The following is a 25294-nucleotide window of genomic DNA, read 5'->3' on the forward strand; positions in this document are numbered from 1 at the left end:
ACGGACGAGGCCACGAACTCTTCGGAGATCGTGGCCTCGTCCTTTTTCGTTCCCGTTTTCCTGGGCCGGCCCCGGTCCCGGCTACTCGCCCGGCCGACTCCGCGGTACCGGCACGCCCGCGGGCACCCGGGTGCGTCGATTGCCGTGCGCGGCGGCGAGTTGCGGCCCGGTGACATACAGCGCGAGGGACAGATCGGCATCCTCCACCCGCGCGCCGCGGAGGTCCGCCCCGAGCAGATCCACCCCCGCGAGGTCGCATCCTCGGAGATCGGCACCGATGAGCAGCGCGTTCCTCAGGTCGGCGCCGCACAACCGGTGGCCGCGCAGATCGGTGCCGGCGAGGTCGGCTCCCGGGACCAGATCGGGATGCATCGGTGCGTCGTCCGCGAAGTACGAAGCCCGCACCTCCGCGCTGACCTCCAGCAGGACCGGTCGAACGGATGCGCGTATCTCCCCGATCCCGAGGGACTCGAGTTCGTCCACGCTCCGGCGGGTCAGGGTGGCAAGGGATTCGACGAGCTCCCGCGCGGCGTCCGCGATATCCGGATCGTAGGTGCGCTGCTGGGCCTCGAGCAGGTGCCACATCATCTCGTGCAGCTCTTTCGCAACGGCGAATGCCGAGAACATCCGGTCGCGAGTGTCGGGTCGGTCCCGCCAACTCATGCCGGCGAACAACCGCTGGGAGACCGCCTGTCCCGCACCGAAACAGTCGAAGACGGTGCAGCCGCGGAATCCGCGGGACGGCAGCGTCTCATGGATGGTGCACGAGAAGCGCCCGTCGAGATGCCGACACGGTGACCCGGCGGGCTTGTCCTCGGCGAAGTCCGAAGACCTGGTGAATCCGAAAGCCGTGCAACACAGTGCGAAACACCGGCTGCAGTCGCCCCGGAGGTCGGATCGATGGACGGTCGGCGACGGGGACGAGTGAAGCGATGGGGTGAACATGTGAACTCCGAGAGTCGATTCCGATGTACGACGGGATCGGGGAACCCTGGCGCGGGTTCCCTCTCGGTGCACACCGAATCACCGCCGCCTGCAGGCGCGGTTCGCGGATAGCGCGGGACATCTGTCTCACGGATACACGGTGCTGATCACTGGACCCGAAAATACCAGTCGGCACGCGCGGTGTCAGCGGGCCCGACGGCTGTCGTCGGACCTCGGGAAGACCACCTCGGGAAGACCTTCGCCTTCAGGCGCTCGCCTCGCGCGACCCCACCTGTGTCAGGGTGAGGCGCAGCAACTCGTCGAGGGCCTCACGACTACGTGTCAGGCACGCGATCCGGCCGTCGAGATCCTCGATCTCGTCGACGAGACGGGCGGCGAAGTCTCTGTCGCACTTGCTCGTCCACACGACCTCCCGGTCGACGCGCTGCTCGAGGACGATCGAGACCAGACGTGTGGGCACGCCCGAGGTGACGAGGTCGCGGATCAGTTTCGCGCGTGCCACGTCGTCGTCGGTGTAGTCGCGGTAACCGTTCGCACCCCGTCTCGGATGGATCAGACCTTCCTGTTCGTAGTACCGCAGCATCCGGGTGCTGAGGCCGGTTCGCCGGGACAGCTCGCCGATTCGCATGACTCTCCCCGTTTCGGGCTTGACCTTGACACTGATGTCAATGTTCAGCATGGTGCCATGACCGATACCGACGCACGTGATCCGGCGAGAATTCCGCCGGCGACGACAGTTCCGAACGCGTCTTCGACGGATCACCCACTTCCCTGGGCGACGCTCGTCGCCCTGGCCTTCTCGACCTTCGCGACGGTGACCGTGGAGATGCTCCCGTCCGGTCTCCTCCCGCAGATCGGAGGCGGCCTGGGCGTCGAGCCTGCCGTGGTGGGAGGCCTGGTCACCGCGTGGGCGCTCACGATCGCCGTGAGCAGCATGCCGCTGGTCCGGGTCACGCGGAACGTCCGCCGCACCCGGCTGCTCCCGGCCGCACTCGCCGTGGTGGCCGCCGCAGTACTGGCGACATCGCTCGCTCCGACCTTCGAGATCGCTCTCGCGGGCCGGATCGTGTCCGCGGCCGCGCACGGCGTGTTCTGGGCGGTGATCGTCGTGTACGTCTCCGAGATCGTGCATCCCGACCGGATCGGGAGAGCCTTGGCAATCGTGCTCGCGGGTCCGGCCGTCGCGGGACTGGTGGGCCTTCCGATCGGGGCGGCACTGGTCGACGTCGTGGGCTGGCGCGGCGTCTTCGGTGGCGCATCGGCGGTCCTGGCGATCACCGCGATCGCTCTCGCGCTGATCCTCACCGACCCCGGGAGGGCCACCGGAGACGGTGGGAGTTCCGGGCCGGGCGAGCGCACCTCGGGCTCGGGATGGGACCGCAGCGCGATTCCGTCCACAGGCACGGCCCTGGCGGGAACACTCGTGCTCCTGGGGCATTTCGTGTTGTTCACCTACATCTCGATGATCGTCACCGATGCGGCCCGGTTCGGATCCGGATCGCTTGCGATCGTCCTGGCGGTGTTCGGAGCGGCCGGCGCTGTCGGTGTGACCGTCTCCGGATGGCTGTCGGACCGCTGGCCGAGAGCAACCGTCCCCGCCGCGGTCCTCGTCCTGCTCACCGCGTTCGTCATCGTGGCCGTCGCGCCGACCGTGCCGGTGCTGTTCGTGATCGCGATCGTGCTGTGGGGACTCGTCTCCGGGGTGTTCCCGCCTGCGATGCAGGTCCGGGTCCTCCGGCTGGCATCCGCGCGGTTCCGCACGACCGCCGGCGGGGTGGTGGTCGCGACCTTCAATCTCGGTGTGGCCGCCGGTGCCGCTCTCGGGGGCATGGTGGTCGGTTCCGGCGTCGACCGTCTGGCTCCGGCGGCCCTGGTCGTCAGCGCGATCGGTGGAGTCGCTCTCGTGATCCTCGCCCGGACGGCACCGGTTCCGTCTCCGTGATCCGGGCGGCGTCCGATGACTTCGCGGGGTCCACGGGGTCTTCCTCTTCGTACCGGTCGATGGGGATGTGAGGAGAAGAGGGTGGCCCAGTTGCTGCGAGTACAGAACTTTTCGGTGTCGAGCGACGGTATCGGCGCGAGACAGAACCAGAGCTTCGAGAGTCCTTTCGGCCTGGATCCGGGTCCGATGTTCGAGTGGGCCGGCGCCACGGCGAGTTGGCACCTGCGCACCGAACCCGGCGGGAGCCGGGGACTCGACGACTACTTCATCCGGGACTTCTCCTGCAATATCGGCGCGGAGATCATGGGACGCAACAAGTTCGGTCCTCAGCGGGGCCCGTGGCAGGACCACGATTGGCAGGGCTGGTGGGGTGACGAGCCGCCGTTCCACACCCCCGTGTTCGTTCTGACCCACCACGCACGTCCGTCCTTCACACTCTCCGATACCACCTTCCACTTCGTGGACGGCGAACCGACCGCGGTGCTCGAACAGGCCCGCGCCGCCGCACAGGGTAAGGACGTCCGCCTCGGAGGCGGCGTCTCCACCATCCGCGAGTTCCTCGACGCCGATCTGATCGACACGATGCACGTCGTGGTGTCGCCGGTGCGGTACGACACCGGTCTGAAGCTCTGGGAATCCCCGGACGAGCTACGGGACCGTTTCCACCTCGAGGTCGTGCCCAGTGCGAGTGGGGTGGTGCATCACCTGTTCTGGAGGAAGTGAACGCCCGCGACCGGCGCATAATGGGGGTGGGGTCAGGAGGTCGTCATGCGTGCTCTGAGTGGCCTACTGGATGTCGTGCTCGGACTTCTCACCGCCCTGCTCGGCACCGTCCTGGGGATCGTCGCTGCGGTGGTGATGCTCCTGGGCGCGGTGTTGTGCGTGACGATCCTGCTGATCCCGCTGGGCATCCCCGTCATCCGGCTCTCCCGCCGGCTGTTCACCCTCGCCGGGAAGATGATGCACGTGCCGTGAGTCCCGCGACCTATCGATGACGAGGCGCTCGGCCATCTCGTGAGGTGCTCGGGCAGGTCCTTCGCAGGCCTGCGGAACCCTCTTCGGATCGACCCCGCATTCTCGGGAATGCGGGGTCGACTTCTGTATCCGTCGTGACGTCATGGGCCTCTACCTGCGCAGATGCACGGCATACTCCATTGGTTGCCGCGTATACCCTAGGGGGGTATGGTATCGGTCAGGACGACCGACGCGACAAGGACGACTCCGATGCCGAATACCCCGAGCGAGACCGTGCACACCGATGCCGTCGCACACGACGACGCACATCAGCACAGCTACATCGCCAACAACACCAAGGCCGACTACCTCAAGCGACTGCGTCGTATCGAGGGGCAGGCCCGTGGCCTGCAACGGATGGTCGAGGAGGAGAAGTACTGCATCGACATCCTCACGCAGATCGCGGCGATGAAGAAGGCCCTCGGGGCCGTCGCGCTCGGTCTGCTCGACGAGCACATGGCGCACTGCGTGGCCGGTGCCGTGCGCGCCGGCGGCGACGAGGCCGACCTCAAGTTGAAGGAAGCCAGCGACGCCATTGCGCGACTCGTCCGCTCCTGATCGTCCCGACCCGTTCACGACCCGTATCCGAGGAGTTCCCATGAGCCAGACCAGCACCTACACCGTCACCGGCATGACCTGCCAGCACTGCGTCGCGTCGGTCACCGAGGAGGTCCAGGAGATCCCGGGCGTCGAGAACGTCGAGGTCGATCTTGCCACCGGTGCCGTCACCGTCACGAGCGCCGAGTCCCTCGACGATGCCGCCGTCGCGGCCGCCGTCGAGGAGGCCGGTTACAGCCTCGCATGAACACCCCGGCCAAGCTCACCGGCTTCGTCGCCGCCGTAGCCGCAGTTTTCGGTATCGCGCTGCTCGTCGGCGCGACCGTCGGCCCGGTGGAGGAGCAGACCGAGGATCCGGCCGTGAGCGCCCACGACGCCGGTCACGGTGAAGACACCGCCACCGGCAGTGCCGCGGAAACACCTGCCGCGGAAACACCTGCTGTGGAAGACATCCCGGGAGGTCTGATGACGTATCGGAACGGTTATACCCTCGCGCTCGCCGAGAAGAATCTCGAGTCGGGTGAGGACAGGAACCTGACATTCGCGATCCACGGTCCCGACGGCGCGCCGGTGACCGACTTCGACGTCACCCACGACAAAGAGCTGCACCTGATCGCCGTGCGCCGCGACTTCACCGGTTTCCAGCACGTCCATCCCGTGCTCGACGAGAACACCGGCATCTGGTCCGTCGACGTCGACCTCACGCCCGGCACGTGGCGGGTCTTCACCGACTTCACTCCCACCGGGGGAGAGGCGCTCACGCTGGGCACCGACCTCGCGGTGGCGGGCGAATTCGTCCCTGCCCCAACGGAAGCCGATAACCGCACCGCGACCGTCGACGGCTACGAGGTCACCCTCGACGGCGACCTGTCGTCGGGTGGTGACGCGATGCTCACCCTCACCGTGAGCAAGGACGGACAGCCAATCACCGACCTGCAGCCCTATCTCGGTGCCTACGGACACCTGGTGGCACTGCGCGGCGGCGACCTCGCCTATCTCCACGTCCACCCGGACGGGACACCCGGCGACGGCACCACACGACCCGGTCCCGAGGTCGTCTTCCACACCTCCGTCCCGAGTGCCGGCACCTATCACCTCTATCTCGACTTCCAGCACGACGGAGTGGTTCGCACCGCGGCGTTCACCCTCACCGCTGGGGGCACCGGCGAGGTGCAGTCGGGGTCCGGCGCGCACGGTGACCACAGCCATTCCGGCCGCTGACGGCCCTTTTCCCGAGGAGACACACATGACCACGCAGAGTCAGCCGGTCGCCGCCGAATCGATCGAACTCGCCATCACCGGCATGACCTGCGCATCCTGCGCCAATCGCATCGAGCGCAAGCTCAACAAGCTCGACGGCGTCACCGCGACCGTCAACTATGCCACCGAGAAGGCGAAGGTCACCTACCCCGACGACCTGACACCCGAGCAACTCGTCACGGTCGTCGAACAGGCCGGCTACGGCGCCGCACTGCCGCCGCCGCCCGCGCAGGGGGCCGACCGGACCGATGACGTGCCAGAAGCCGATCCCGTTGCGGCGCTTCGTCACCGGCTCGTCGTCTCGGCGATTCTGACGGTGCCGGTGATCGCGATGGCGATGATCCCGGCCCTGCAGTTCACCAACTGGCAGTGGCTCTCGCTCACCCTCGCCGCACCGGTTGTGGTGTGGGGTGCGTGGCCGTTCCACCGGGCGGCGTGGATCAACCTGCGCCACGGCACGTCCACGATGGACACCCTCGTGTCGCTGGGAACCCTTGCCGCCCTAGGGTGGTCGGTCTACGCCCTGTTCTGGGGCACGGCGGGTGAACCGGGGATGGTCCACCCGTTCGAGTTCACCATCGAGCGGGGCGACGGCAGCGGCAACATCTATCTCGAGGCCGCGGCCGGTGTCACGACGTTCATCCTCGCCGGACGCTACTTCGAGCAACGGTCGAAGCGACGCGCAGGCGCCGCCCTGCGTGCCCTGCTCGAACTCGGGGCCAAGGACGTCGCGGTCCTCGGACCGGACGGGACCACCGAAACCCGGGTGCCGGTGGAGCAGTTGGCGGTCGGGGATCTGTTCGTCGTACGGCCGGGCGAGAAGATCGCCACCGACGGTGTGATCGAGCGGGGCACGTCGGCCGTCGACGCGTCGATGCTGACCGGTGAGTCCGTTCCCGTCGAGGTCGGTGTGGGCGACAGTGTCGTGGGCGGCACGGTCGACGTGGGTGGACGACTCGTGGTGCGCGCGACCCGCGTCGGCTCCGACACCCAGCTCGCGCAGATGGCGAAGCTGGTGGAGGACGCCCAGAACGGCAAGGCCCAGGTGCAGCGCCTGGCCGACCGGATCTCCGGCATCTTCGTGCCGATCGTCCTGCTGATCGCCGTCGGCACGCTCGGTTTCTGGCTCGGCACCGGCAACGGAGCCGCGGCGGCCTTCACCGCGGCGGTCGCGGTGCTGATCATCGCCTGCCCCTGTGCCCTCGGCCTCGCCACCCCGACCGCGCTGATGGTCGGTACCGGTCGCGGCGCCCAGCTCGGCATCCTCATCAAGGGACCCGAGGTCCTCGAGTCGACCCGTTCGGTCGACACCGTGGTCCTCGACAAGACCGGTACGGTCACCACCGGCCGGATGACCCTGCGCGAGGTCGTCGCCGACGACGGTGAGAACGCCGACGACGTGCTGCGGTACGCCGGGGCACTCGAGTCGGCGTCGGAACACCCGATCGCACGTGCCGTCAGCGATGCGGCGGCGGACAGGTTCGGCGGTCTGCCCGAGGTCGAGGACTTCACGAACGTCGAGGGTCTCGGCGTTCAGGGAGTGCTCGTCGACGGCGACACGAGCCGCGCCGTGCTGGTGGGACGCCCGAAGTTGCTGGCCGACTGGTCACAGCATCTCTCCGAGAAGTTGCAGCAGGCGTTCGAGCAGGCCCAGAAGTCCGGTGGCACGGCCATCGCCGTCGGCTGGGACGGTAAGGCGCGCGGCATCGTGGTCGTGGCGGACGCGGTCAAGCCGACCTCTACGAAGGCCGTCGCCGAACTGCGGGAACTCGGTCTGCGTCCGATCCTGCTCACCGGTGACAACGCCGCCGTCGCGCACACCGTGGCGGCCGAGGTCGGCATCGACGAGGCCGACGTGATCGCCGACGTGCTGCCCACCGACAAGGTCGATGTGGTCGAGCGACTCCAGCGCGAGGGTGCGGTGGTCGCGATGGTCGGCGACGGTGTCAACGACGCCGCGGCGCTCGCCCGGGCCGACCTGGGTCTGGCGATGGGCACGGGCACCGACGTGGCGATCGAGGCGAGCGACCTGACGTTGGTCCGCGGCGACCTGATGGTCGCGGTCGACGCCATCCGGTTGTCGCGCCGCACGCTGACGACGATCAAGGGCAACCTGTTCTGGGCGTTCGCGTACAACGTCGCGGCTCTGCCGCTGGCGGCCGCGGGCCTGCTCAACCCGATGCTCGCCGGTGCGGCGATGGCGTTCTCGTCGGTGTTCGTGGTCTCCAACAGCCTGCGACTGCGACGGTTCCGCGCACACGCGGCCTGACCGCTTTCGGCTGCAGCGAGGAGGACGGCCTGTCAGGATCGGATCCATGACACAGCCGTCCTCCTTCCGTGCCCTGGTCGTCGACGACACCGACGACGACCAGGTGGCACAGTTCCGCGAACTGACCGACACCGACCTTCCCGACCACGACGTCCTCGTCGAGGTCGAGTACTCCTCGCTGAACTACAAGGACGGTCTCGTGATCGCGGGACCGCAGAAGATGGCGCGACGCACCCCGCTGGTCGCCGGAGCCGATCTCGCCGGGACCGTCCTCGAGAGCAGCAACCCCGACTGGAAGCCGGGCGACCGCGTCGTCGTCAACGGCTGGGGTCTGTCCGAGACGCAATCGGGCGGGTACACCCGGCGCCAGCGTGTGAAGCCCGAATGGCTCGTCCGCATCCCCGACGCCTTCTCCACCCGCGACGCCATGGCCATCGGCACCGCCGGCTACACGTCCGCCCTGTGCCTCGACGCGCTCGAGCGGTACGGGATCGCATCGGACGCGGAACTGCTCGTCACCGGCGCGGCCGGTGGCGTCGGGTCGATCGCCGTCGCCCTCGCCGCTGCCGCGGGACACACGGTCGTCGCCGCGACCGGCCGTCCCGAGACCCACGACTTCCTGAGCGAACTCGGTGCGTCGTCGTTCGTCGACCGCGCCGAACTGCAGGGCAAGGGCCGGCCCCTGGGCAAGGAACGCTGGGATGCCGCGGTGGACGCGGTGGGCGGTTCGACGCTCGTGAACGTGCTGTCGCAGATTCGCTACGGCGGTGCCGTCGCCGCGTGCGGTCTCACGGAGTCGCCGTCGATGCCCGATGCCACGGTGATGCCGCACATCCTGCGCGGCGTCGCCTTGCTGGGCGTCGACTCGGTGATGGCGCCGGCTCCGCTGCGCCGGTCGGCGTGGGATCGTCTCGCCCGCGATCTGCCTGCGAGCGCCCTGGATTCGCTGTCGCGGGTCGAACCGCTCTCGGACGTCCCGCGACTCGCCGAGGAGATCCTGGCGGGCAAGGTGCGCGGCCGGGTGGTCGTCGACGTCACCGCCTGAGAACGGTTCCGGAGAACGACCGGTGGGCAGCCACTTCGACAAGTGACTGCCCACCGGGCCGAGACGGACGGACGCTACGAGGACGCGTGGACCTCGCGCTCGTTGGGCACGCAATGCGTCATCTGCAATCCGGTCACATCACGGGGACCGTTCTTGCCGAGATTCGCTGCGCGTTGCAGTTCGTCCTCGTCGAGGGTCTGGCTCTGCAACGGAGGTAGATCCCGTACGTCGTTGGCACTGATACCGAGTCCGTCGCCGACGCGTTGTCCGAGCTCGTCGTCGCACATGAAGAAGTGCCACACCATCCGCTCCTGCACGTCGCGGACGGCCTGTCCGATACCGCCGACGAGGTTCTTCACCAGGTCGTCCTTCTCCCACTGCTCCATGAGCTGGTAGCGCTGACCGGCCTGCTCGTAGTCGTTGGTACGCGGAATACGTTTGCGCGTGAGACGACCCCGGATCTCCGGCCCCTGATCGTCGTGGGTCGGGAACTCGGCCTCGCGCAGACCGCCGGTGATGGACGGTTCGTAGTTCACGTGCGGGTTGTCGCCGACATCGTCGACGCCGTATGCCATCGGTCCGCCCTGCTGATTGGTGGCCACGTGGGCGTTCTTCGCCGAGTTGACCGGAAGTTGCAGGTAGTTGGGACCCACCCGGTAACGCTGCGTGTCGGAATAGGAGAACGTGCGTCCCACGAGCATCTTGTCGTCGGAGAAGTCGAGTCCGTCGACGAGGACGCCGGTGCCGAAGGAGATCTGTTCGTTCTCGAGGAAGTGATTCTCGACGTTGCGGTCGATCACCATCCTGCCGACCGGCATGGCGGGGAATTCGTTCTCCGGCCAGACCTTCGTGTCGTCCAGGGGGTCGAAGTTCAACTCCGGATGGTCGTCGTCGCTCATCATCTGTACGCGCAGTTCCCATTCGGGATGGTCACCGCGCTCGATGGCCTCGTACATGTCCTTGCTGGCATGCCCGAGATCGTGCGCCTGAATGGCCGCCGCGTCGTCCTCGGTCAGGCTCTTGACACCGATCTTCGGAATCCAATGGTATTTCACGAGGTGTGTCACGCCCTCGGCGTTGACCCACTTGTAGGTGTTGACCCCGAAGCCCTGCTGAGTCCGGTAGTTGGCCGGAATGCCCCGGGGACTGAACAGATTCACCAGCATGTGCATTGCTTCGGGGGTCTGCGACATGAAGTCGAAGATGCGTGCGGGTTCCTGCCGGAAAGTGACGGGGTCGGGCTTCAGCGAATGGATGACGTCGGGGAACTTGATCGCGTCGCGAATGAAGAAGACCGCGAGGTTGTTTCCGACAAGATCCCAGTTACCGTCCTCGGTGTAGAACTTGACCGCGAAACCTCGCGGATCGCGAGCGGTTTCCGACGAGTCGCGTCCACCGATGACCGTGGAGAGCCGGATGGCGACGTCGGTCCGCTTCCCCGGCTCGGCGAAGAGTTTCGCGCGCGTGTAGTTCGTGATGGGTTCATCGCCCCATTTCCCGGTGGCTTCGAAATATCCGTAGGCGACGAAACCGCGCGCGTGCACCACTCTTTCCGGAATGCGTTCTCGATCGAAATGGCTGATCTTTTCGAGGAACTGATAGTTCTCCAGCGTCGCGGGTCCGCGTGGGCCCACCGTCCGCTGATTCTGGTTGTCGTATACGGGATGGCCCTGGCGGTTGGTCAACACACGTCGGTCGTCTCTCCGGGCCGGGCCCTGCGACGAAACATCGGTCACGGTGTTCTCCCCTCGGATGCAGTTGATGGGCTTTCTCGTAATCGAGTTGTCGACCGTCCTGTGCGGCGGCGACATCCCTTTCACTATTACGTTCTTTCCGGGTTCCCGTCGGCCTTTCGCGAACAACAACCCGGATGCCCGACAACCGGCGCACCGTCTACACGATCAACTCGCGGTCTCCGCGTTCGGCAGTTGTTCCGGCGAGGCGGAGTCCGGATCGGTCCGCCGACCGAAGGCGAGCCAGAGCAGGAATCCGAATCCTGCTGTGACGTAGAGCGTGCCGAGCAGGTGCTGCCATGCGGCCCAGCCGAGTTCGAGATCGCCACCCGTGGGGAACAGGTGGTGCGGGCCGATCAGGAAGACGAGCGCGAGTCCGGCGGCGATCGCCGTGAGTCTCTGCGCATCGGGTGCGCACCACGCCCCGAGCGCGGGGGCGAGCAGTGCCGGCGCGACCCACACCCAGTGGTGCGACCACGACACCGGCGACGCCAGCAGCACGGCCGTCGCGTTCGCGAACAGGGCGAGCACGAGATCGCCCTGCTCGAGGGCACGGCGGATGGCCACCACCGCGACCAGCAGCATCACCGCGACGGCGAGCAGCCACAGCACGGAACCCATGAGTTCGGGCGGTCCGAAGCGGGAGATCACGGCCTTGAAGGACTGGTTGGTGGCGAAGTACGCCGCGCCGATCCGGCCGGTGTCGGGCAGGGTGTCCAGCCAGTACTTCGCGGAGGTCGCGGGCATCACGGCGAACGCCAGGGCGGTGAAACCGAAGGTCGACGCGAGGATGGTGGCGCTGGTCCGCCGGTCGCGTCGCAGCAGGAACAGCAGCAGGAACGCGATGGGAGTGAGCTTGACGGCGGCGGCCAGTCCGATCAGCATTCCGCGCGGCCACTTCGGGGTCTTCACCAGGACGTCGAGGGCGACGAGCGCCATCAGGACGAGGTTGATCTGCCCGAACGAGATCGTCTCGCGCACGGGTTCGAGCAGCAGCGCTCCGGCGACCGCGACGGCCGTGAGGATCCACGCCGTCCGCGCCTCGAAGTCCGGGCGGAGCCGGTTCAGCACGACCCGCAGGGTGACGACGAGCGCAGCGACCGACACGAGGGTGAAGACGATCTTGCCGAACGTCACGGGGATCAGCGCCAGGGGAGCGAAGAGCATCGCCGACAGCGGCGGGTAGGTGAACGGCAACGCGAAGTCGTCGGTCACCGGAGGCATCTGCCCGTAGATGTCGTCGCCGTCGAGCAGGACCCGGGCGCCCATCCGGTAGACCAGGAAGTCGATGAGTTCGCTCCGGACGAGGATCGCGACGAGCACACCCACGGAGACGAGCGACGCGATCACCGCGACGGCGGTACCGCGCTGTCCGGTGAGGAACGGAGGCGTCGTCGAGCCGATCGGATTCTGCCGTGATTGTCGCACCCGGCAACTTTAGTCAATTCCGATAATCGTTCCGGTCCGACGTGGGCAACACCATACGGACGGAATTTCACGAATCGACAGGTCGCAGCAGGTCGGGGTTGTTGTTCCGAGGTGAATTGACCGCGGTGCTCACCTCGTACAGTTCGAGGGTGGGTTCGGGAATCGAATTCAGCAGGGCGTCGACGTCGTCGCGGTCGTTCAGCCCGGGATCGAGCCACGGATCGACGAAGGTGTCGGGCAGGATCACCGGCGACCGTTCGTGGATGTGCCCGGCGGCGTCGGTCGCGGGACGGGTGAGCACGGTGCACGTCCACAACCAGCGGTCGGGATGGTCCTCCGGCAGCTCCGGGTTCGGCCACAGCTCGTAGAGCCCGGCCATGGAGATCGGTCCGTCCGCGTGGAGGAAGAACGGGATCTTCTTCCCGTCCTCGCCCTTCATCCACTCGTAGTACCCGTCGGCCGGCAGCACGCACCGCCGCTTCGCTGCGGCCGCCTTGAAGGCGGGCTTCTGGGTGATGGTCTCGGAGCGGGCGTTGATCATCCGCGACCCGATCTTCGGGTCCTTCGCCCAGAACGGTACGAGCCCCCACCTGATCTGCGAGGACACGATGCGGATCGGCTCGGCGTCCGGTTCCTCGCGCGGCGCCCGCTCGAGGACGACGTTCACGCGCTGGGTGGGGGCGATGTTGTACGACGGGGGCAGTTCCTCACCCACGGCCTCGACGGCGTCGTAGGCCGCGAGCAGATCCCCGCGGGTACTGGTGCTGGCATAACGTCCACACACGATGCATCTCCCGTCGGCGGCTCCGGAGCGACGATTCGATTCTCTCGCATCGGTCGCTCCGGAGCGGGTCGCTCAGACGGCGACTTCGACTCCCAGTGCCTCGAGCAGGGTGCGGCGGTACTCCGCGATCTCGACAACGTGATCGGCCCGCGGATGCGGCAGGTCGATGGTGAGTTCGACGGCGAACGAGCCGTGGTCGAGCACGAGCACGCGGTCGGCGAGAGCGATGGCCTCGTCGACGTCGTGGGTGACGAGCAGGACCGCGGGCCGGTGCTTGGCGCACAGTTCCTGCAGCAGACCGTGCATCCGGATCTTCGTCAGTGCGTCGAGGGCACCGAACGGCTCGTCGGCGAGCAGCAGTTCGGGTTCGCGTACGAGCGACCGCGCCAGCGACACACGCTGCTGCTCACCGCCGGACAGCTCGGTGGGCCAGGCCTTCTCGCGCCCGGCGAGCCCGACCTCCGCCAGGGCGGTGCGGCCGCGCTCGGCGGCGTCGTCGCCGTCGAGACCGAGGATCACGTTGTCGAGAACCCGAGCCCAGGGCAGCAGTCGCGAGTCCTGGAAGACCACGGCCCGCTTCTTCGGCACCTCGAGGGTGCCCGAGCCGGGCACGCCGTGGTCGAGTTCGGCCAGGGCGCGCAGCAGGGTGCTCTTGCCGGAGCCGCTGCGTCCGAGCAGTGCCACGAACTCACCGGGGGCGATCTCGAGGTCGATGTTGTTCAGTACCGCCCGTCCGTCGAAACCGCGGCTCAGGCCCCGGGTGCGTACGGTCAGCTGCCGATCGTCCTGCGCCATGCCAGCGCCTTCCTCTCTGCCGCACGGACCAGCAGGTCGCTGCCGAATCCGAGGATCGCGTAGACCACCAGTCCGACGATGATGATCTCGGTCATGCCGTAGTTGCGGGCCTGGTACATCAGGTAACCGATGCCGCTCGAGGCGTTGACCTGCTCGACGACCACCAGGGCCAGCCACGAGATGGTCACCGCCAGGCGCAGACCCGTGAAGAAACCGGGCAGCGCCCCCGGCAGGGCGATGCGCCGGACGAACTGGGCGCGGGACAGATCCAGCGTCTCGGCCAGTTCGACGTAGCGGGCGTCGATGCCGCGCAGCGCCGAGTAGGTGTTGATGTAGACGGGGACGAACACCGACAGAGCGATGAGGAGGATCTTCATCTCCTCGCCGATGCCGAACCACAGGATGGCCAGCGGCATCAACGCCAGGGTGGGGATGGAACGCTTGATCTGCACCGGGCCGTCGATCAGCGCCTCACCGATGCGCGAGAGGCCGGCGGCCAGTGCGAGCACCAGACCGAGGACGACACCGATGACCCCGCCGATCAGCGCGCGCTGGACGGAGGTCCACAGGTTCGACTGCAGTCGCCCGTCGCCGATCAGATCCCAGGCGGTGGTGACGACCGTCCACGGCGCCGAGAGGGTCTTCGGATCGAGCACCCCGGTGGCCGAGGTGATGATCCACACCACCAGCAGCAGCATCGGACCGATCGCCAGACCGAACTTGATCGGCTTGCCGGGGGCGAGGCGGCTGCGGGTGGTGCGCGGCGACAGGTCGGCCGTCGCGCCGGGATCGGGCTTCTGGTCGGTGTCGGCGTCACCGGCCAGACCACTGCCGAAACGCCGGGGTTCGACGGAGACGCTCATGGCTCCAGTCCTTTCGTCGGTTCGGTCAGACGCCGGCGGCAGCGAGCTCGCGCGCGTACTGGCTCTCCGGACGCGGCAGGCCGTAGTGGTCGCGCAGCGTGGTGCCGGTGTACTCGGTCCGGAACAGGCCGCGCTCCTGCAGGATCGGCACCACCTGGGAGACGAACGCCTCGAGGCCCTGCGGGTACTGCGGCGGCATGATGTTGAAGCCGTCGGCGGCACCGTTGGTGAACCACTCCTCGATGATGTCGGCGATCTGCACCGGCGTGCCTGCGACGACGTTGTGGCCGCGTGCGCCGGCGAGCTTGTGCAGCAGCTGACGCAGGGTCGGCTGTTCGCGCTCGACGATCTTCGCGAAGACCAGGCGGCGGCTGTTGTTGTTGTCGGTGATGTCGCCTGCGCCGGCGAACAACTCGACGGGCACCTTCTCGTCCAGCTCGAGTCGGGACACGTCGATGCGGCCCATCTTCTGGAGCTGCCCGAGGCCGTATTCGACGATGGTGAGCTCGTTGAACTCGCGACGCAGGTCCTTCGCCTCGGCCTCGGTCGCACCGATGAACGGGCTCAGGCCCGGCAGGATCTTCACGTGATCGGGGTTGCGTCCGAATGCCGCTGCGCGGGTCTTGATGTCGGTGTAGAAGGCCTGGGCGTCCTCGATGCGCTGGTGCGCGGTGAAGATCGCCTCGGCGTAGGTCGATGCGAAATCGCGGCCGTCGTTCGAGGATCCGGCCTGCACGAGCACCGGGCGTCCCTGCGGCGAGCGGGCCGAACCGAACGGGCCGCGCACCTTGACGTATTCGCCCTCGACGTCGATGCGGTGGATCTTGTCCGGATCTGCGTAGACGCCGGCGGCCTTGTCGATGACGAGTGCGTCGTCCTCCCACGAATCCCAGAGCTTGATCGCGGCGTCGACGAATTCGCGTGCGCGGGCGTACCGCTCGTGCACGTCGGGATGTTCGGTGTACCCGAAGTTCGCTGCTGCTGCCTCGGTCGCGGTGGTGACGATGTTCCAGGCGGCGCGGCCACCGGAGATGTGGTCGAGCGAGGAGAACAACCGGGCGAGGTTGTAGGGCTCGTAATAGGTGGTCGACGCCGTGGCGATCAGCCCGAGATGCGTGGTGACCGTGGCCATCGCGACCAGCGTGGTGATCGGTTCGAGGCCGTAGTCCGGACGGTACTTCACCTCGGTGCGCAGGGCCGGGCCGTCGGCGAAGAAGACCGCGTCGAGCTTCGCGCTCTCCGCGAGACGGGCGAGTTCCTGGAAGTAGGTGACGTCGTAGAGACGCTCGGGCACGCTGCCGGAGTGGCGCCACGAGGCCTCGTGGTGGCCGGTCGGGTAGATGAAGGCGTTGAGGTTGAGCTGGCGGTTCGTCATGTCGGATTCCCCTCGGAAAGGTCAGCTGCGGGTGTGGGACGCGCCGGTCTCGGCGACCGCTTCGGTGACGACCTCGTCGAAGCGAAGGTCGAAGGCGTCGGCGGCGTCGACGGGCTTGGGCAGTTCACCGGCGGCATCGATCACGTCGATGGTGTGCTGCTGGGTCGCGATGAGCTCCTCGTCGAGGTGCGGGAAAGTGGTGATCCCGGCGGTGTCGAGGATGCGCTCGCCGTCCGCGGCCGTCAGGCCCTGGCTCTTCACGAAGTAGGTGTCGATGTACGCGTCGCGGTTGTTGTCGGCCCAGTCGACGGACGTGATGTAGGCGGAGACGTAGGCACGGATCGCCGCGGCGGTCGCCGGGTCCGACAGGGCCTTCTTGCTCGAGTAGAGGTACGAGATGCCCTCGCTGAGGTCCTCGATCTCGGGGCGCGGCAGCGACGTCGCGCCCGGCGTCTGCATGTACCGGGAGAAGACCGGCTCGCTCATGGGGGCGGCATCGATCTGGTTGGAGCGCAGCGCGTCCGGGAAGTCCGGCAGCGACATCGACACGAGCTCGACGTCGTCGACCGAGAGGCCGGCCTTGTCGAGGCCACGGAGCACGAAGGCCTGTTGCGAGGTGCCCTCGGCGTAGCCGATGCGCTTGCCCTTCAGATCCGCGAGCGTCTCGATATCCGAAGCGTTCGGGGCAATGCCCATGTTGAGGCTGTTGTCCGTCTGCATGGCCGCGACGACCTGCACGTCGTCGCCGGCGACCAGCGACTGGACGGTCATGATCTCGCCGGCCCATGCGACGTCGACCGCGTCGGCGCGGAACGCCTCGAGGATCGAGGGCGCACCCTGGAAGGTCGCGAACTCGTAGGCGAACGGCAGCTCGTCGAGTTGTCCGGAGCCGGTGAGGAGGGCCAGCTGTCGCTCACCCTGGTCGGCGATGACGAGCTTGGTGCCCGCGGGGATCTCGGTGGGCAGCGCGCTGTCGGAACCGAGGCCGTCGCCCGAGGAACCGGAGCTACATGCCGCGACCGCGGTCAGAAGGAGCGCGATGATGGCCGTCGATCCGGCACGACGTAGACGGGGCATGGACTTCCTCACGGTTCTTGCGACGGGGAGCGATCTTCGACGGCGTCGAAGTCGTCACCGATCCTGTGCGATCCGTCGCCGGGGGACCAGGGTTTGCGTCAGCGTGAGCGAAAGGTCCTCTATTTCGCCCATCGGTGCTGTTCGCGGCCGATATCGCCCGTATCCGCGCATCGCGGCGGTTACCGTGCGAGGAAGAACCGGAGGCCGGGGAGGTGGCGCGCATGAGTGCGGACGATCGGCACATGTCGCAGACGGATCTGATGTCCTGGCGGATGGAGGAGGATCCGGTCCTGCGGTCCACGATCGTCGCGGTGGCACTGCTCGACCGCTCACCCGATCACGAGCGCTTCGTCCGGATGATGGAGCGCGGAACACGTGCGGTGCCGAGCTTCCGCCGCAAGCTCGTCGAATCCCCGTTCGGGCGGACCCCACCGCGATGGGTGGACGACCCGGACTTCGACCTGTCCTGGCATCTTCGGCGCATCGCGCTCCCGCATCCCGGGGGACTGGGCGCCGTCCTCCCACTCGTGCGCGCCGCGGCGATGTCGGCCTTCGACAAGGACCGTCCCCTGTGGGAGGCGACGATCGTCGACGGCCTCGACGACGGTCGCGCCACGATCGTCCTCAAGGTGCATCATTCGCTCACCGACGGCATCGGCGGTATCCAGATCGCGAACGAGATGGTCGACTTCGAACGCGACGGTACCGACCGCGGGCCACTGCCCGACGATCCACCGGACCGGACTCCGGCATCGGACATCGCCGACTCCGTGGGCTGGTACTTCTCGGCGGCCGGCGATGTGGTGGGCCGGGGTGTGCCGTGGCTCGTGCGCTCCGGGCTGAGGTCGGTGACGAATCCTGTGGGGGCACTGCGCAGTGTGGTGGACACGGCCGGGTCTGCGGCCCGGTTCGTGCAGCCGGTGTTCACGACACTGTCCCCGGTGATGGTCGGCCGCAGTACGGTTCGGGAGGTCGCGGCGCTCGATCTGCCGCTCGACGCTCTGCGGCGGGCCGGACGGGCAGCGGACTCCTCGCTCAACGACGCCTTCCTGGCCGGAATCCTGCTGGGACTGAGGAACTATCATGCTCGGCACGGTGCGCAGGTCGCTGAACTGAGGACGACTCTGCCGATCAGTCTCCGGCGCGAGGACGATGCGATCGGAGGCAACCGGATCACTCTGGCGCGCTTCGCACTTCCCCTCGACATCGCCGATCCGGTTGCGTTGATGCATCGGGTGGACCGGATCGTCCGGTCGTGGCGGGACGAACCGGCCGTGCCGCTCTCGTCCGCCATTGCGGGTGTGCTGAACGTGCTCCCGGCCGGTGTGCTGGGTGGAATCCTCAAGCACATCGACTTTCTCGCGTCGAACGTCCCGGGCTCGCCGATCCCGCTGTACATGGCCGGGGCGGAGGTGCTGAGGTACTACCCGTTCGCTCCCACCGTCGGCTCGGCCGTCAACATCACCCTGATGTCGCACACGAGCCACTGCTGCATCGGAATCAACGCCGACTCCGCCGCCGTCCCCGAGCTGCCTGTCCTCGTCGAGTCGCTGGTGGAGGGCTTCAGTGAGGTGCTCGCGGTGGGAGGCGAGCGCACGCGCATCGAGGTCACGCTCTCCGCTACGACGACCGCGCAAACCTGATCGTCAACCCAAGGTTGACGGAAACCACGCGTCAACTTAGAGTTGACGCATGGAACCCATTCGTCCTTCCCATCCCATCCGGCTCGACGACCTCATCGATGCGATCAAGAAGGTCCACGACGATCCACTCGAACAGCTCTCCGATGCCGTCATCGCGGCCGACCACCTCGGTGAGGTCGCCGATCACCTGGTCGGACACTTCGTCGACCAGGCCCGACGGTCCGGAAAGTCGTGGTCGGAGATCGGCCAGAGCATGGGCGTGTCCAAGCAGGCAGCCCAGAAACGGTTCGTATCGAAGAACGACAACGACCTCGACCCCGAGCAAGGGTTCTCGCGGTTCACCCCGCGTGCACAGAACACCGTGATGGCGTCGATGAACGAGGCGCGTGCCACGGGAAGCCCCGAAATCACGCCCGTCCACCTGGTCCTCGGTCTGCTCGTCGACACCGACTCGCTCGCCGCCCGTGCCCTCACGGCCCAGGGCGTCGACTTCGCGGCGCTGCGCTCGGCCGCCGTGGCGACGCTCCCCGAACCGTCGAGCGACGTCCCCGAACTCGTCCCGTACGACGCGGGTGCCCGCAAGGCCCTCGAGCTGACCTTCCGCGAAGCCCTGCGACTCGGGCACAACTACATCGGCACCGAGCACATCCTCCTCGCGCTCCTCGAACTCGAGAACGGCGACGGCGTGCTCTCGGCGGCCGGCGTGAACAAGAGCGCCGTGGAGAAGAAGGTCGCGGAGGATCTCGCCGCGATCGTCGAGGACCAGCAGGCCGAGGACGGCAAGACCGGGTCGTAGAGCCGGGCGGGACCTGCGCGCCCGTGGCGCGGGCACGTTCCCTGCGGCCAGGTTCGCCGACGGCCCCCTCGGGGTACGTCGAAGTCATGAACACACGCCACGCATGTCTCGTCGCGGGCTTCTCCGTCGCCACGCTCGTGGCCGCCGGGTGCAGCAGCGACGACTCGTCCACCGACACCGAGACCACCGTCGAGACCCCACCCACTTCGCTCACGACCACCACCACCGATTCCATGCCCACGCCGCTGCCCGGAATGAGTGGCGACGCCTTCGGACTCCCGAACGAGGGAGGCGACGACGACAACGCCTTCACCTACGACGAAGCGGCCGTGCCGGTCGGTGCGACGTTCGACGTCGAATCCGAAGAGGAGAACGGCCGGACCACCGTCACTCTCAGGGTCATGGGTCTGCAACCCGATCGGGACTTCGGGGCGCACGTCCACACGCAGCGGTGCGGGCCGAACCCGCCCGATTCGGGGCCGCACTACCAGAACCAGGTCGACCCGGCGGCGAACCCGGACTCGCCGTCCACCGATCCTGCCTACGCCAATCCGCAGAACGAGATCTGGCTCGACATCACCACCGACGCGCAGGGCAACGCCGAGGCGTCCACGACCGTCGACTGGGAGTTCCGCGACGACGAGGCCAACTCGGTGGTGCTCCACGCCCAGCACACCATGACCGCACCGGGTGAGGCAGGACAGGCCGGCGACCGGCTTGCCTGCATCGACGAGGACTTCTGACCCGGACGACGCAGTGACGACCCGACGGTCCGGTGGGTGAGCGCCACCCGCCGGACCGTTCTCGTGCCGTGAATCGGGCTCGGGCGAACGACTTCCGTGCCATGCTGACGCCGGAACCGGTGAAGGAGGAGCGTGGATGGAACCCGTCGTCGACACCACCGGCGGACGAGTACGCGGTACGACTGTCGGCGGCACGGCCGTCTTCAAGGGCATCCCGTACGCCGCCGCGCCTTTCGGTGAGCTGAGATTCGCAGCGCCCGGACCTGTTCCCCGATGGGACGGCGTGCGCCCCGCGACCGAGTTCGGTCCCACCGCCCCGAAGGCGCCGTACGCCCCACCGATCGATCAGCTCCTGCACGAACCGTCGATCCCGGGTGAGGACGTCCTCGGGCTCAACGTGTGGAGTCCCGACCTCTCCGGCTCGCTGCCCGTGATCGTGTGGATCCACGGTGGCGCGTTCGTGCACGGCAGCAGCGCGGTGGCGCTGTACGACGGCGCGAACTTCGCGCGCGATGGTGTCGTCTTCGTCAGCATCAACTACCGACTCGGCGCAGAGGGATTCGCGCTCCTCGACGACGCGCCGGCGAACCGCGGTCTCCTCGATCAGGTCGCCGCCCTCGCATGGGTCCGCGACAACATCGCGGCCTTCGGCGGTGATCCGGATCGCGTGACGATCGCCGGTGAATCCGCGGGGGCGATGAGTGTGGTCTCGCTGCTGGCGATGCCCGCCGCACGCGGGCTGTTCCGTCGCGCGATCGCCCAGAGCGGCGCCGGCCATTCGGTGATGTCGGCCGGCACCGCGCGGACGGTCGCCGGCGCCCTGAGCGCCATGCTCGGCGTCGCCCCGACCCGCGCGGCCTTCGCCGGGATCGAGCCGAAGGTGCTCGTCGACGCGCAGGAACGTCTCACGGCCCGGATCCGCAGTGAGCGCGACCCGGCGACATGGGGTGAGATCGCCACCGACTCGATGGCCTTCGAACCGTGCGTGGACGGGACCGTGCTCCCGGGCCGGCCGATCGACCTCGTGGGGAAGGGCGCGGGATCCGACGTCGATGTGCTCATCGGCCACAACGACGACGAGATGACGCTGTTCTTCGTGCCTCTCGGGGTCGACGGACTGCTCGACGAGGCCGCTGCGCGCGGACTCGCCGCCGCCTACGGCCTCACCGAGCCGGAGGCGTTCGACGCCTACCGTCGCGCCCGGCCCGATGCTCGTCCCGGTGAGGTGGCCATGCACATCGTGCGCGACTGGATGTACCGCATCCCGGTGCTCCGCGTCGCCGAGGCGCGTACCGTGCACGACGCCGAAACCCATGTCTACCGGTTCGATTGGAAGTCGCCGCTGTTCGACGGCCGGCTCGGTGCGACCCACGCGCTCGACATCGGTTTCGTGTTCGACAATCTCCATCTCCCTCAGGCCGCGGCGCTCGCGGGATCCGCGCCTCCGCAGGAACTGGCGACACGGATGCATCGGGCGTGGGTGGACTTCGCGACCACGGGTTCGCCGGGATGGCCGCCGTACGGCGACGAACGCACCGAGATGCTCTTCGGCGACACGTGCGGGACCGTCGACGACGCCGAAGCCGAACTGCGGACGCTGTGGGACGGAATTCGCTGACCGCGTTTGATCTCCGTTCCCTCGGGTAGCCGTGGGGAAGACGTGTCCGGCCACGGATACCCACTCGACAGACGATATCCACTCGACGACAGCACACGAATCGGAGTCCCTATGTCCGCCGACACCCCGAAGATCCCAGGTGTTCCCTCGTCCACCGTGCCGCCCGTGGAGGAACCCACGACGCCCACGACTCCGCCCGAACCCAAGCCCGATCAGGCGGAGCCCGAGGTCAGGACGGCCACCGGCACTCCCGCGGATCTGCCGCGCGGTCGTGCCCAGCAGGGGGAGTACCTGACGACGGCTCAGGGTGCGCGGCTGACGGATACCGACCACTCCCTCAAGGCGGGCCGGCGTGGTCCGATCCTGTTGCAGGATCATCACTTCCGCGAGAAGATCACCCACTTCGACCACGAACGCATCCCGGAGCGGGTGGTGCACGCCCGCGGCGCCGGCGCCCACGGTGTCTTCCGCGCGACGGGCGCCGCGAGCTCGATCACGCGTGCCCAGTTCCTCCAGAAGGACGTGGAGACACCGGTGTTCGTGCGGTTCTCGACGGTGCTCGGTTCCCGTGGCTCGGCCGACGCGGTGCGCGACACCCGCGGTTTCGCGACGAAGTTCTACACCGAGGAAGGCACGTTCGACCTCGTCGGCAACAACATCCCGGTGTTCTTCATCCAGGACGCCATCAAGTTCCCGGACGTGATCCATGCGGGCAAGCCGCACCCGGATCGTGAGATCCCGCAGGCGCAGAGCGCCCACGACACCTTCTGGGACTTCGTCTCGCTCCACACCGAGGCCACGGCCCACACGATGTGGAACATGTCCGACCGCGGCATCCCGCGCTCCTACCGCATGATGGAGGGCTTCGGCGTCCACACCTTCCGCGTGGTCAACGCCGAGGGCGACACCGCGCTGGTGAAGTTCCACTGGAAGCCGCGCCTCGGCGTGCACTCGCTGGTGTGGGAGGAAGCCCAGCTCATCAACGGTTTCGACCCGGACTTCCACCGCCGCGACCTCGCCGACGCGATCGAGGCCGGTGCCTACCCCGAGTGGGATCTCGGTGTACAGGTCTTCCCGGACACCCCGGAACAGACCTTCGAAGGGATCGATCTGCTCGATCCCACCAAGATCGTCCCCGAGGAACTGGCTCCCGTGCAGATCATCGGCACGATGGTCCTCAACGCCAACCCCACCAACTTCTTCGCCGAGACCGAACAGGTCGCCTTCCACCCGGGCCACCTCGTCCCCGGCATCGACGTCACCGACGATCCGCTGCTGCAGGGCCGCCTGTTCTCGTACCTCGACACCCAGCTGACGCGACTCGGCGGACCGAACTTCGGGCAGATCCCGATCAACCGCCCGCACGCTCCCGTCAACGACATGTTCCGCGACGGCTTCCATCAGCACGCCGTCCACACGGGTGTCGCGCCGTACAAGCCGAACTCGCTCGACGCGGGATGTCCGTTCATGGCCGGCGTCGCCGACGGTGCCTTCGTCGACCTGCCGGTCGAGGTGCCGGCGGCGAAGAAGGAGCGCGAGATCTCCCGGTCGTTCGACGACCACTACACGCAGGCCCGCCAGTTCTACCTGAGCCTGTCGGAGATCGAGCAGGATCACGTGGCGTACGCCTACACCTTCGAGCTGGGCAAGTGCTACGAGCAGACCATCAAGGAACGGCAGCTGCAGATCCTGGCGAACATCGATACCGGGCTGTGCGAGAAGGTGGCGGCCGGTCTCGGTCTGCCGGCGCCGAAGCCGACCGTCGAGGTCTCCGATCTCCCGCAGAGCCCCGCGCTGGCGCAGGTCGGCAAGACGTGGCCCGTCCAGGGTCGTCTGATCGGCATCGTCGCCGACGACACCACCGACGTCGATCAGGTGCTCGCGGCCGTGCAGGCCGTGGACGCGGCAGACTGCGTCCCGCTGGTCGTGGCCCCGCACGGCGGGATGCTCGGTGGAGTCGTGCCGATCTCGCGTACCTTCCTCACGGCCCGCTCGATCGAGTTCGACGCCGTGATCATGGCGACGACCGTCCCCGACACGCGGGTCCGGATCCTCGTCGACGAGATGTTCCGGCACCACAAGGCGCTGGCCGCGTGGGGCGCCGGTGCGGCGGCACTGGAAGAGCTGAAGGCACCGGGTGTCGAGATCGTGGACGGACCGGAGACGGCCGTCGCACAGGTGCTGGAGCTGCTGGGTACCCACCGAGTGTGGGATCGAGACGCCGTGTGACAGACCTCACCTGAGCTCACCTTCCGAAGTTCGGGTGCCCCAAGTTATTCTTTCGTTACCTCTGGCCGCAGCTGATTCTCATCGCTGCGGCCAGTTGTTATTTACGCCCAGGTCAGGGCACGAATCGGGTCATCGGGCGAACTTCGCCGCAGCACCCACCAGGGGATCACGCAGGGTCGTGAACCGGCGTGCGGTCGCCACGCGGGCGAGAGTGCGGGATGCGCGCACGAGTCGCTGGGTGCGGCGCCGCCGGACCCGGTCGTATCGCTCCAGCGCCTCGGCCACCGGATGCTCCGCCAACAGGACCGCGAGCGTCGCGCCGTCGATCATCGCCTCGCACGCACCGCGCCCGAGATTCGGTGCCATCGCGTGGGCGGCGTCACCGAGCAGCGCGACGTTGCCGTGGACGAAGGACGGCAGCGGCGGCGACTCGTACAGATCGTGGTGCAGCACGTCGGCGGGGTCGATCCGGTCGAGCACGTCGCGCACGGCCGGGTGCCAGTCGCGGTAGCGCTCGCGCAGTTCGTCGATGTTCCCCGTTCCGCCGGCCGGGGCGCGCACGGCGGCGAACCAGTTGGTCAGATCCCCGTCGCGTGGAGTGATGCCGAACAGTGCGCCCGGTCCCCACGACTCGCTCGTCGTCGACGCCGTGCCCGGCACCCAGCCGCGCCAGGCCGAGTACCCGGTGTACACGGGACGGAAGGCGGGGCCGAACAGCCGGTCGCGCGTCGCGCTGTTGATGCCGTCCGCTGCGATCACGACGTCGTAGGCGGCGAGATCGGGCAACCCGGGTGCCGGCGCTCCGAACCGGACGGCATCGGACGGAAGCCCCTCGGCCAGGATCGTGAGCAGTTTCGGCCGGGAGAGCAGGACGACCGGTCGCGTCATGCTGCGGATGCGTCCGATCACCCGCCCGTCCCACCGGAGAAAGGCGGCGCCGTCCTGCAGCACCCCGAGCTTCTCCACTTGCCCACCGAGGCCGGAGCCGCAACCGGCGGTCGTCAGGGCATCGAGGGCTTCGGCCCACATGCCGAGCGCGGTGCCGGTGTCCGGGAGAGAGGGTGAGCGTTCGAAGACGTCGACATGCCAGCCGCGCCGGACGAGCGCGTTGGCGACGGTGAGCCCGCCGATCCCTCCGCCGAGGATCGCTGCCTTGCCGTGTCGTGTGGTCATGGCC

The 25294-nt window shown here is 67.8% G+C and carries 23 protein-coding genes; 13 read left to right on the plus strand and 10 right to left on the minus strand.

Annotated elements, in window-relative coordinates:
* Positions 1–81 precede the first annotated feature (81 nt).
* Both U9J23_RS00215 and U9J23_RS00220 read right to left on the minus strand, forming a co-directional pair.
* Positions 82–663: a pentapeptide repeat-containing protein gene (locus tag U9J23_RS00215; protein WP_229579955.1), complete on the minus strand. Its 582-nt coding sequence runs from the start codon at positions 661–663 to the stop codon at positions 82–84.
* Between the two features lie 526 nt (positions 664–1189).
* A complete protein-coding gene (locus U9J23_RS00220) occupies positions 1190–1573 on the minus strand; it encodes a MerR family transcriptional regulator (protein WP_059381996.1) in 384 nt (127 codons plus the stop codon).
* A gap of 57 nt (positions 1574–1630) precedes the next feature.
* Between U9J23_RS00220 and U9J23_RS00225 the strand changes: the two genes are divergently transcribed.
* The 8 genes from U9J23_RS00225 (at position 1631) to U9J23_RS00260 (ending at position 9033) form a co-directional block, all read left to right on the plus strand.
* Positions 1631–2887 (plus strand): MFS transporter, encoded by a 1257-nt coding sequence (locus tag U9J23_RS00225; protein ID WP_064059962.1) that lies wholly within the window; start codon positions 1631–1633, stop codon positions 2885–2887.
* An 81-nt stretch (positions 2888–2968) separates the two neighbouring features.
* Positions 2969–3610 carry a dihydrofolate reductase family protein gene (locus tag U9J23_RS00230; RefSeq protein WP_059381998.1) on the plus strand — a complete coding sequence of 214 codons (642 nt, stop codon included), beginning with the start codon at positions 2969–2971 and terminating at the stop codon, positions 3608–3610.
* 45 nt (positions 3611–3655) lie between these two features.
* Positions 3656–3862 (plus strand): hypothetical protein, encoded by a 207-nt coding sequence (locus U9J23_RS00235; protein ID WP_006553307.1) that lies wholly within the window; start codon positions 3656–3658, stop codon positions 3860–3862.
* Between the two features lie 249 nt (positions 3863–4111).
* Positions 4112–4459, plus strand: a complete 348-nt coding sequence (locus U9J23_RS00240) for a metal-sensitive transcriptional regulator (protein WP_059381999.1) — start codon at positions 4112–4114, stop codon at positions 4457–4459.
* Between the two features lie 40 nt (positions 4460–4499).
* Positions 4500–4706, plus strand: a complete 207-nt coding sequence (locus U9J23_RS00245) for a heavy-metal-associated domain-containing protein (protein WP_016691112.1) — start codon at positions 4500–4502, stop codon at positions 4704–4706.
* Entirely contained in the window at positions 4703–5680 is a 978-nt protein-coding gene (locus U9J23_RS00250; RefSeq protein ID WP_059382000.1) for a hypothetical protein, read from the plus strand. Before U9J23_RS00245 ends, U9J23_RS00250 begins: the two co-directional genes overlap by 4 nt.
* 25 nt (positions 5681–5705) lie before the next feature.
* Positions 5706–7988: a heavy metal translocating P-type ATPase gene (locus U9J23_RS00255; RefSeq protein ID WP_326600849.1), complete on the plus strand. Its 2283-nt coding sequence runs from the start codon at positions 5706–5708 to the stop codon at positions 7986–7988.
* A gap of 46 nt (positions 7989–8034) precedes the next feature.
* Complete coding sequence (locus U9J23_RS00260) at positions 8035–9033, plus strand: MDR family oxidoreductase (RefSeq protein ID WP_059382002.1); 999 nt, start codon at positions 8035–8037, stop codon at positions 9031–9033.
* 74 nt (positions 9034–9107) lie between these two features.
* On the opposite strand, the gene U9J23_RS00265 is transcribed toward U9J23_RS00260, so the two are convergent.
* From U9J23_RS00265 to U9J23_RS00295, 7 genes are all read right to left on the minus strand, one after another.
* Positions 9108–10769 carry a catalase gene (locus U9J23_RS00265; RefSeq protein ID WP_085468677.1) on the minus strand — a complete coding sequence of 554 codons (1662 nt, stop codon included), beginning with the start codon at positions 10767–10769 and terminating at the stop codon, positions 9108–9110.
* A gap of 165 nt (positions 10770–10934) precedes the next feature.
* Positions 10935–12194, minus strand: coding sequence for a glycosyltransferase 87 family protein (locus tag U9J23_RS00270; protein ID WP_059382004.1), 1260 nt, complete (start codon positions 12192–12194; stop codon positions 10935–10937).
* 67 nt (positions 12195–12261) lie between these two features.
* The gene (locus tag U9J23_RS00275; protein WP_272266314.1) at positions 12262–12978 is read right to left on the minus strand and encodes an SOS response-associated peptidase; all 717 of its coding nucleotides are present in this window, start codon (positions 12976–12978) and stop codon (positions 12262–12264) included.
* Positions 12979–13050: 72 nt separating this feature from the next.
* Positions 13051–13773, minus strand: coding sequence for an ABC transporter ATP-binding protein (locus tag U9J23_RS00280; protein ID WP_326600850.1), 723 nt, complete (start codon positions 13771–13773; stop codon positions 13051–13053).
* On the minus strand, positions 13749–14636 hold the full coding sequence (locus tag U9J23_RS00285; RefSeq protein ID WP_326600851.1) for an ABC transporter permease: 888 nt from the start codon (positions 14634–14636) through the stop codon (positions 13749–13751). The genes U9J23_RS00280 and U9J23_RS00285 overlap by 25 nt, the downstream gene beginning before the upstream one ends.
* A gap of 25 nt (positions 14637–14661) precedes the next feature.
* Complete coding sequence (locus U9J23_RS00290; protein WP_326600852.1) at positions 14662–16011, minus strand: LLM class flavin-dependent oxidoreductase; 1350 nt, start codon at positions 16009–16011, stop codon at positions 14662–14664.
* A gap of 21 nt (positions 16012–16032) precedes the next feature.
* The gene (locus tag U9J23_RS00295) at positions 16033–17088 is read right to left on the minus strand and encodes an ABC transporter substrate-binding protein (RefSeq protein ID WP_059382182.1); all 1056 of its coding nucleotides are present in this window, start codon (positions 17086–17088) and stop codon (positions 16033–16035) included.
* A 221-nt stretch (positions 17089–17309) separates the two neighbouring features.
* Here U9J23_RS00295 and U9J23_RS00300 point away from each other — a divergent pair, with 221 nt between their 5' ends.
* The 5 genes from U9J23_RS00300 to U9J23_RS00320 all read left to right on the plus strand — a co-directional run bounded on the left by U9J23_RS00300 (position 17310) and on the right by U9J23_RS00320 (position 24117).
* Positions 17310–18731 (plus strand): wax ester/triacylglycerol synthase domain-containing protein, encoded by a 1422-nt coding sequence (locus tag U9J23_RS00300; RefSeq protein ID WP_229579950.1) that lies wholly within the window; start codon positions 17310–17312, stop codon positions 18729–18731.
* Positions 18732–18780: 49 nt separating this feature from the next.
* The gene (locus U9J23_RS00305) at positions 18781–19527 is read left to right on the plus strand and encodes a Clp protease N-terminal domain-containing protein (RefSeq protein ID WP_229579949.1); all 747 of its coding nucleotides are present in this window, start codon (positions 18781–18783) and stop codon (positions 19525–19527) included.
* Positions 19528–19613: 86 nt separating this feature from the next.
* Positions 19614–20270, plus strand: a complete 657-nt coding sequence (locus U9J23_RS00310) for a superoxide dismutase family protein (protein ID WP_085468696.1) — start codon at positions 19614–19616, stop codon at positions 20268–20270.
* A gap of 136 nt (positions 20271–20406) precedes the next feature.
* Positions 20407–21888: a carboxylesterase/lipase family protein gene (locus U9J23_RS00315; RefSeq protein ID WP_326600853.1), complete on the plus strand. Its 1482-nt coding sequence runs from the start codon at positions 20407–20409 to the stop codon at positions 21886–21888.
* A 111-nt stretch (positions 21889–21999) separates the two neighbouring features.
* Positions 22000–24117, plus strand: a complete 2118-nt coding sequence (locus tag U9J23_RS00320; RefSeq protein WP_326600854.1) for a catalase — start codon at positions 22000–22002, stop codon at positions 24115–24117.
* 129 nt (positions 24118–24246) lie between these two features.
* Here the strand turns inward: U9J23_RS00320 and U9J23_RS00325 are convergent, their stop codons facing one another.
* Positions 24247–25290, minus strand: a complete 1044-nt coding sequence (locus U9J23_RS00325) for an FAD-dependent monooxygenase (RefSeq protein ID WP_326600855.1) — start codon at positions 25288–25290, stop codon at positions 24247–24249.
* Between the last annotated feature and the right edge of the window lie 4 nt (positions 25291–25294).

This window comes from Rhodococcus sp. PD04 (assembly GCF_035918275.1).
In the GTDB taxonomy this organism is placed as follows: Bacteria; Actinomycetota; Actinomycetes; order Mycobacteriales; family Mycobacteriaceae; genus Rhodococcus; species Rhodococcus rhodochrous.

Bases quoted from the DNA above. Each gene is read 5' to 3' on its own strand.
- U9J23_RS00290 (WP_326600852.1), bottom strand. From the start codon at position 16,011: ATGACGAACCGCCAGCTCAACCTCAACGCCTTCATCTACCCGACCGGC.
- U9J23_RS00280 (WP_326600850.1), bottom strand. From the start codon at position 13,773: ATGGCGCAGGACGATCGGCAGCTGACCGTACGCACCCGGGGCCTGAGC.
- U9J23_RS00255 (WP_326600849.1), top strand. From the start codon at position 5,706: ATGACCACGCAGAGTCAGCCGGTCGCCGCCGAATCGATCGAACTCGCC.
- U9J23_RS00250 (WP_059382000.1), top strand. From the start codon at position 4,703: ATGAACACCCCGGCCAAGCTCACCGGCTTCGTCGCCGCCGTAGCCGCA.
- U9J23_RS00320 (WP_326600854.1), top strand. From the start codon at position 22,000: ATGTCCGCCGACACCCCGAAGATCCCAGGTGTTCCCTCGTCCACCGTG.
- U9J23_RS00240 (WP_059381999.1), top strand. From the start codon at position 4,112: ATGCCGAATACCCCGAGCGAGACCGTGCACACCGATGCCGTCGCACAC.
- U9J23_RS00215 (WP_229579955.1), bottom strand. From the start codon at position 663: ATGAGTTGGCGGGACCGACCCGACACTCGCGACCGGATGTTCTCGGCA.
- U9J23_RS00225 (WP_064059962.1), top strand. From the start codon at position 1,631: ATGACCGATACCGACGCACGTGATCCGGCGAGAATTCCGCCGGCGACG.
- U9J23_RS00220 (WP_059381996.1), bottom strand. From the start codon at position 1,573: ATGCGAATCGGCGAGCTGTCCCGGCGAACCGGCCTCAGCACCCGGATG.
- U9J23_RS00285 (WP_326600851.1), bottom strand. From the start codon at position 14,636: ATGAGCGTCTCCGTCGAACCCCGGCGTTTCGGCAGTGGTCTGGCCGGT.
- U9J23_RS00310 (WP_085468696.1), top strand. From the start codon at position 19,614: ATGAACACACGCCACGCATGTCTCGTCGCGGGCTTCTCCGTCGCCACG.
- U9J23_RS00260 (WP_059382002.1), top strand. From the start codon at position 8,035: ATGACACAGCCGTCCTCCTTCCGTGCCCTGGTCGTCGACGACACCGAC.
- U9J23_RS00300 (WP_229579950.1), top strand. From the start codon at position 17,310: ATGAGTGCGGACGATCGGCACATGTCGCAGACGGATCTGATGTCCTGG.
- U9J23_RS00305 (WP_229579949.1), top strand. From the start codon at position 18,781: ATGGAACCCATTCGTCCTTCCCATCCCATCCGGCTCGACGACCTCATC.
- U9J23_RS00245 (WP_016691112.1), top strand. From the start codon at position 4,500: ATGAGCCAGACCAGCACCTACACCGTCACCGGCATGACCTGCCAGCAC.
- U9J23_RS00325 (WP_326600855.1), bottom strand. From the start codon at position 25,290: ATGACCACACGACACGGCAAGGCAGCGATCCTCGGCGGAGGGATCGGC.
- U9J23_RS00295 (WP_059382182.1), bottom strand. From the start codon at position 17,088: ATGCCCCGTCTACGTCGTGCCGGATCGACGGCCATCATCGCGCTCCTT.
- U9J23_RS00315 (WP_326600853.1), top strand. From the start codon at position 20,407: ATGGAACCCGTCGTCGACACCACCGGCGGACGAGTACGCGGTACGACT.
- U9J23_RS00235 (WP_006553307.1), top strand. From the start codon at position 3,656: ATGCGTGCTCTGAGTGGCCTACTGGATGTCGTGCTCGGACTTCTCACC.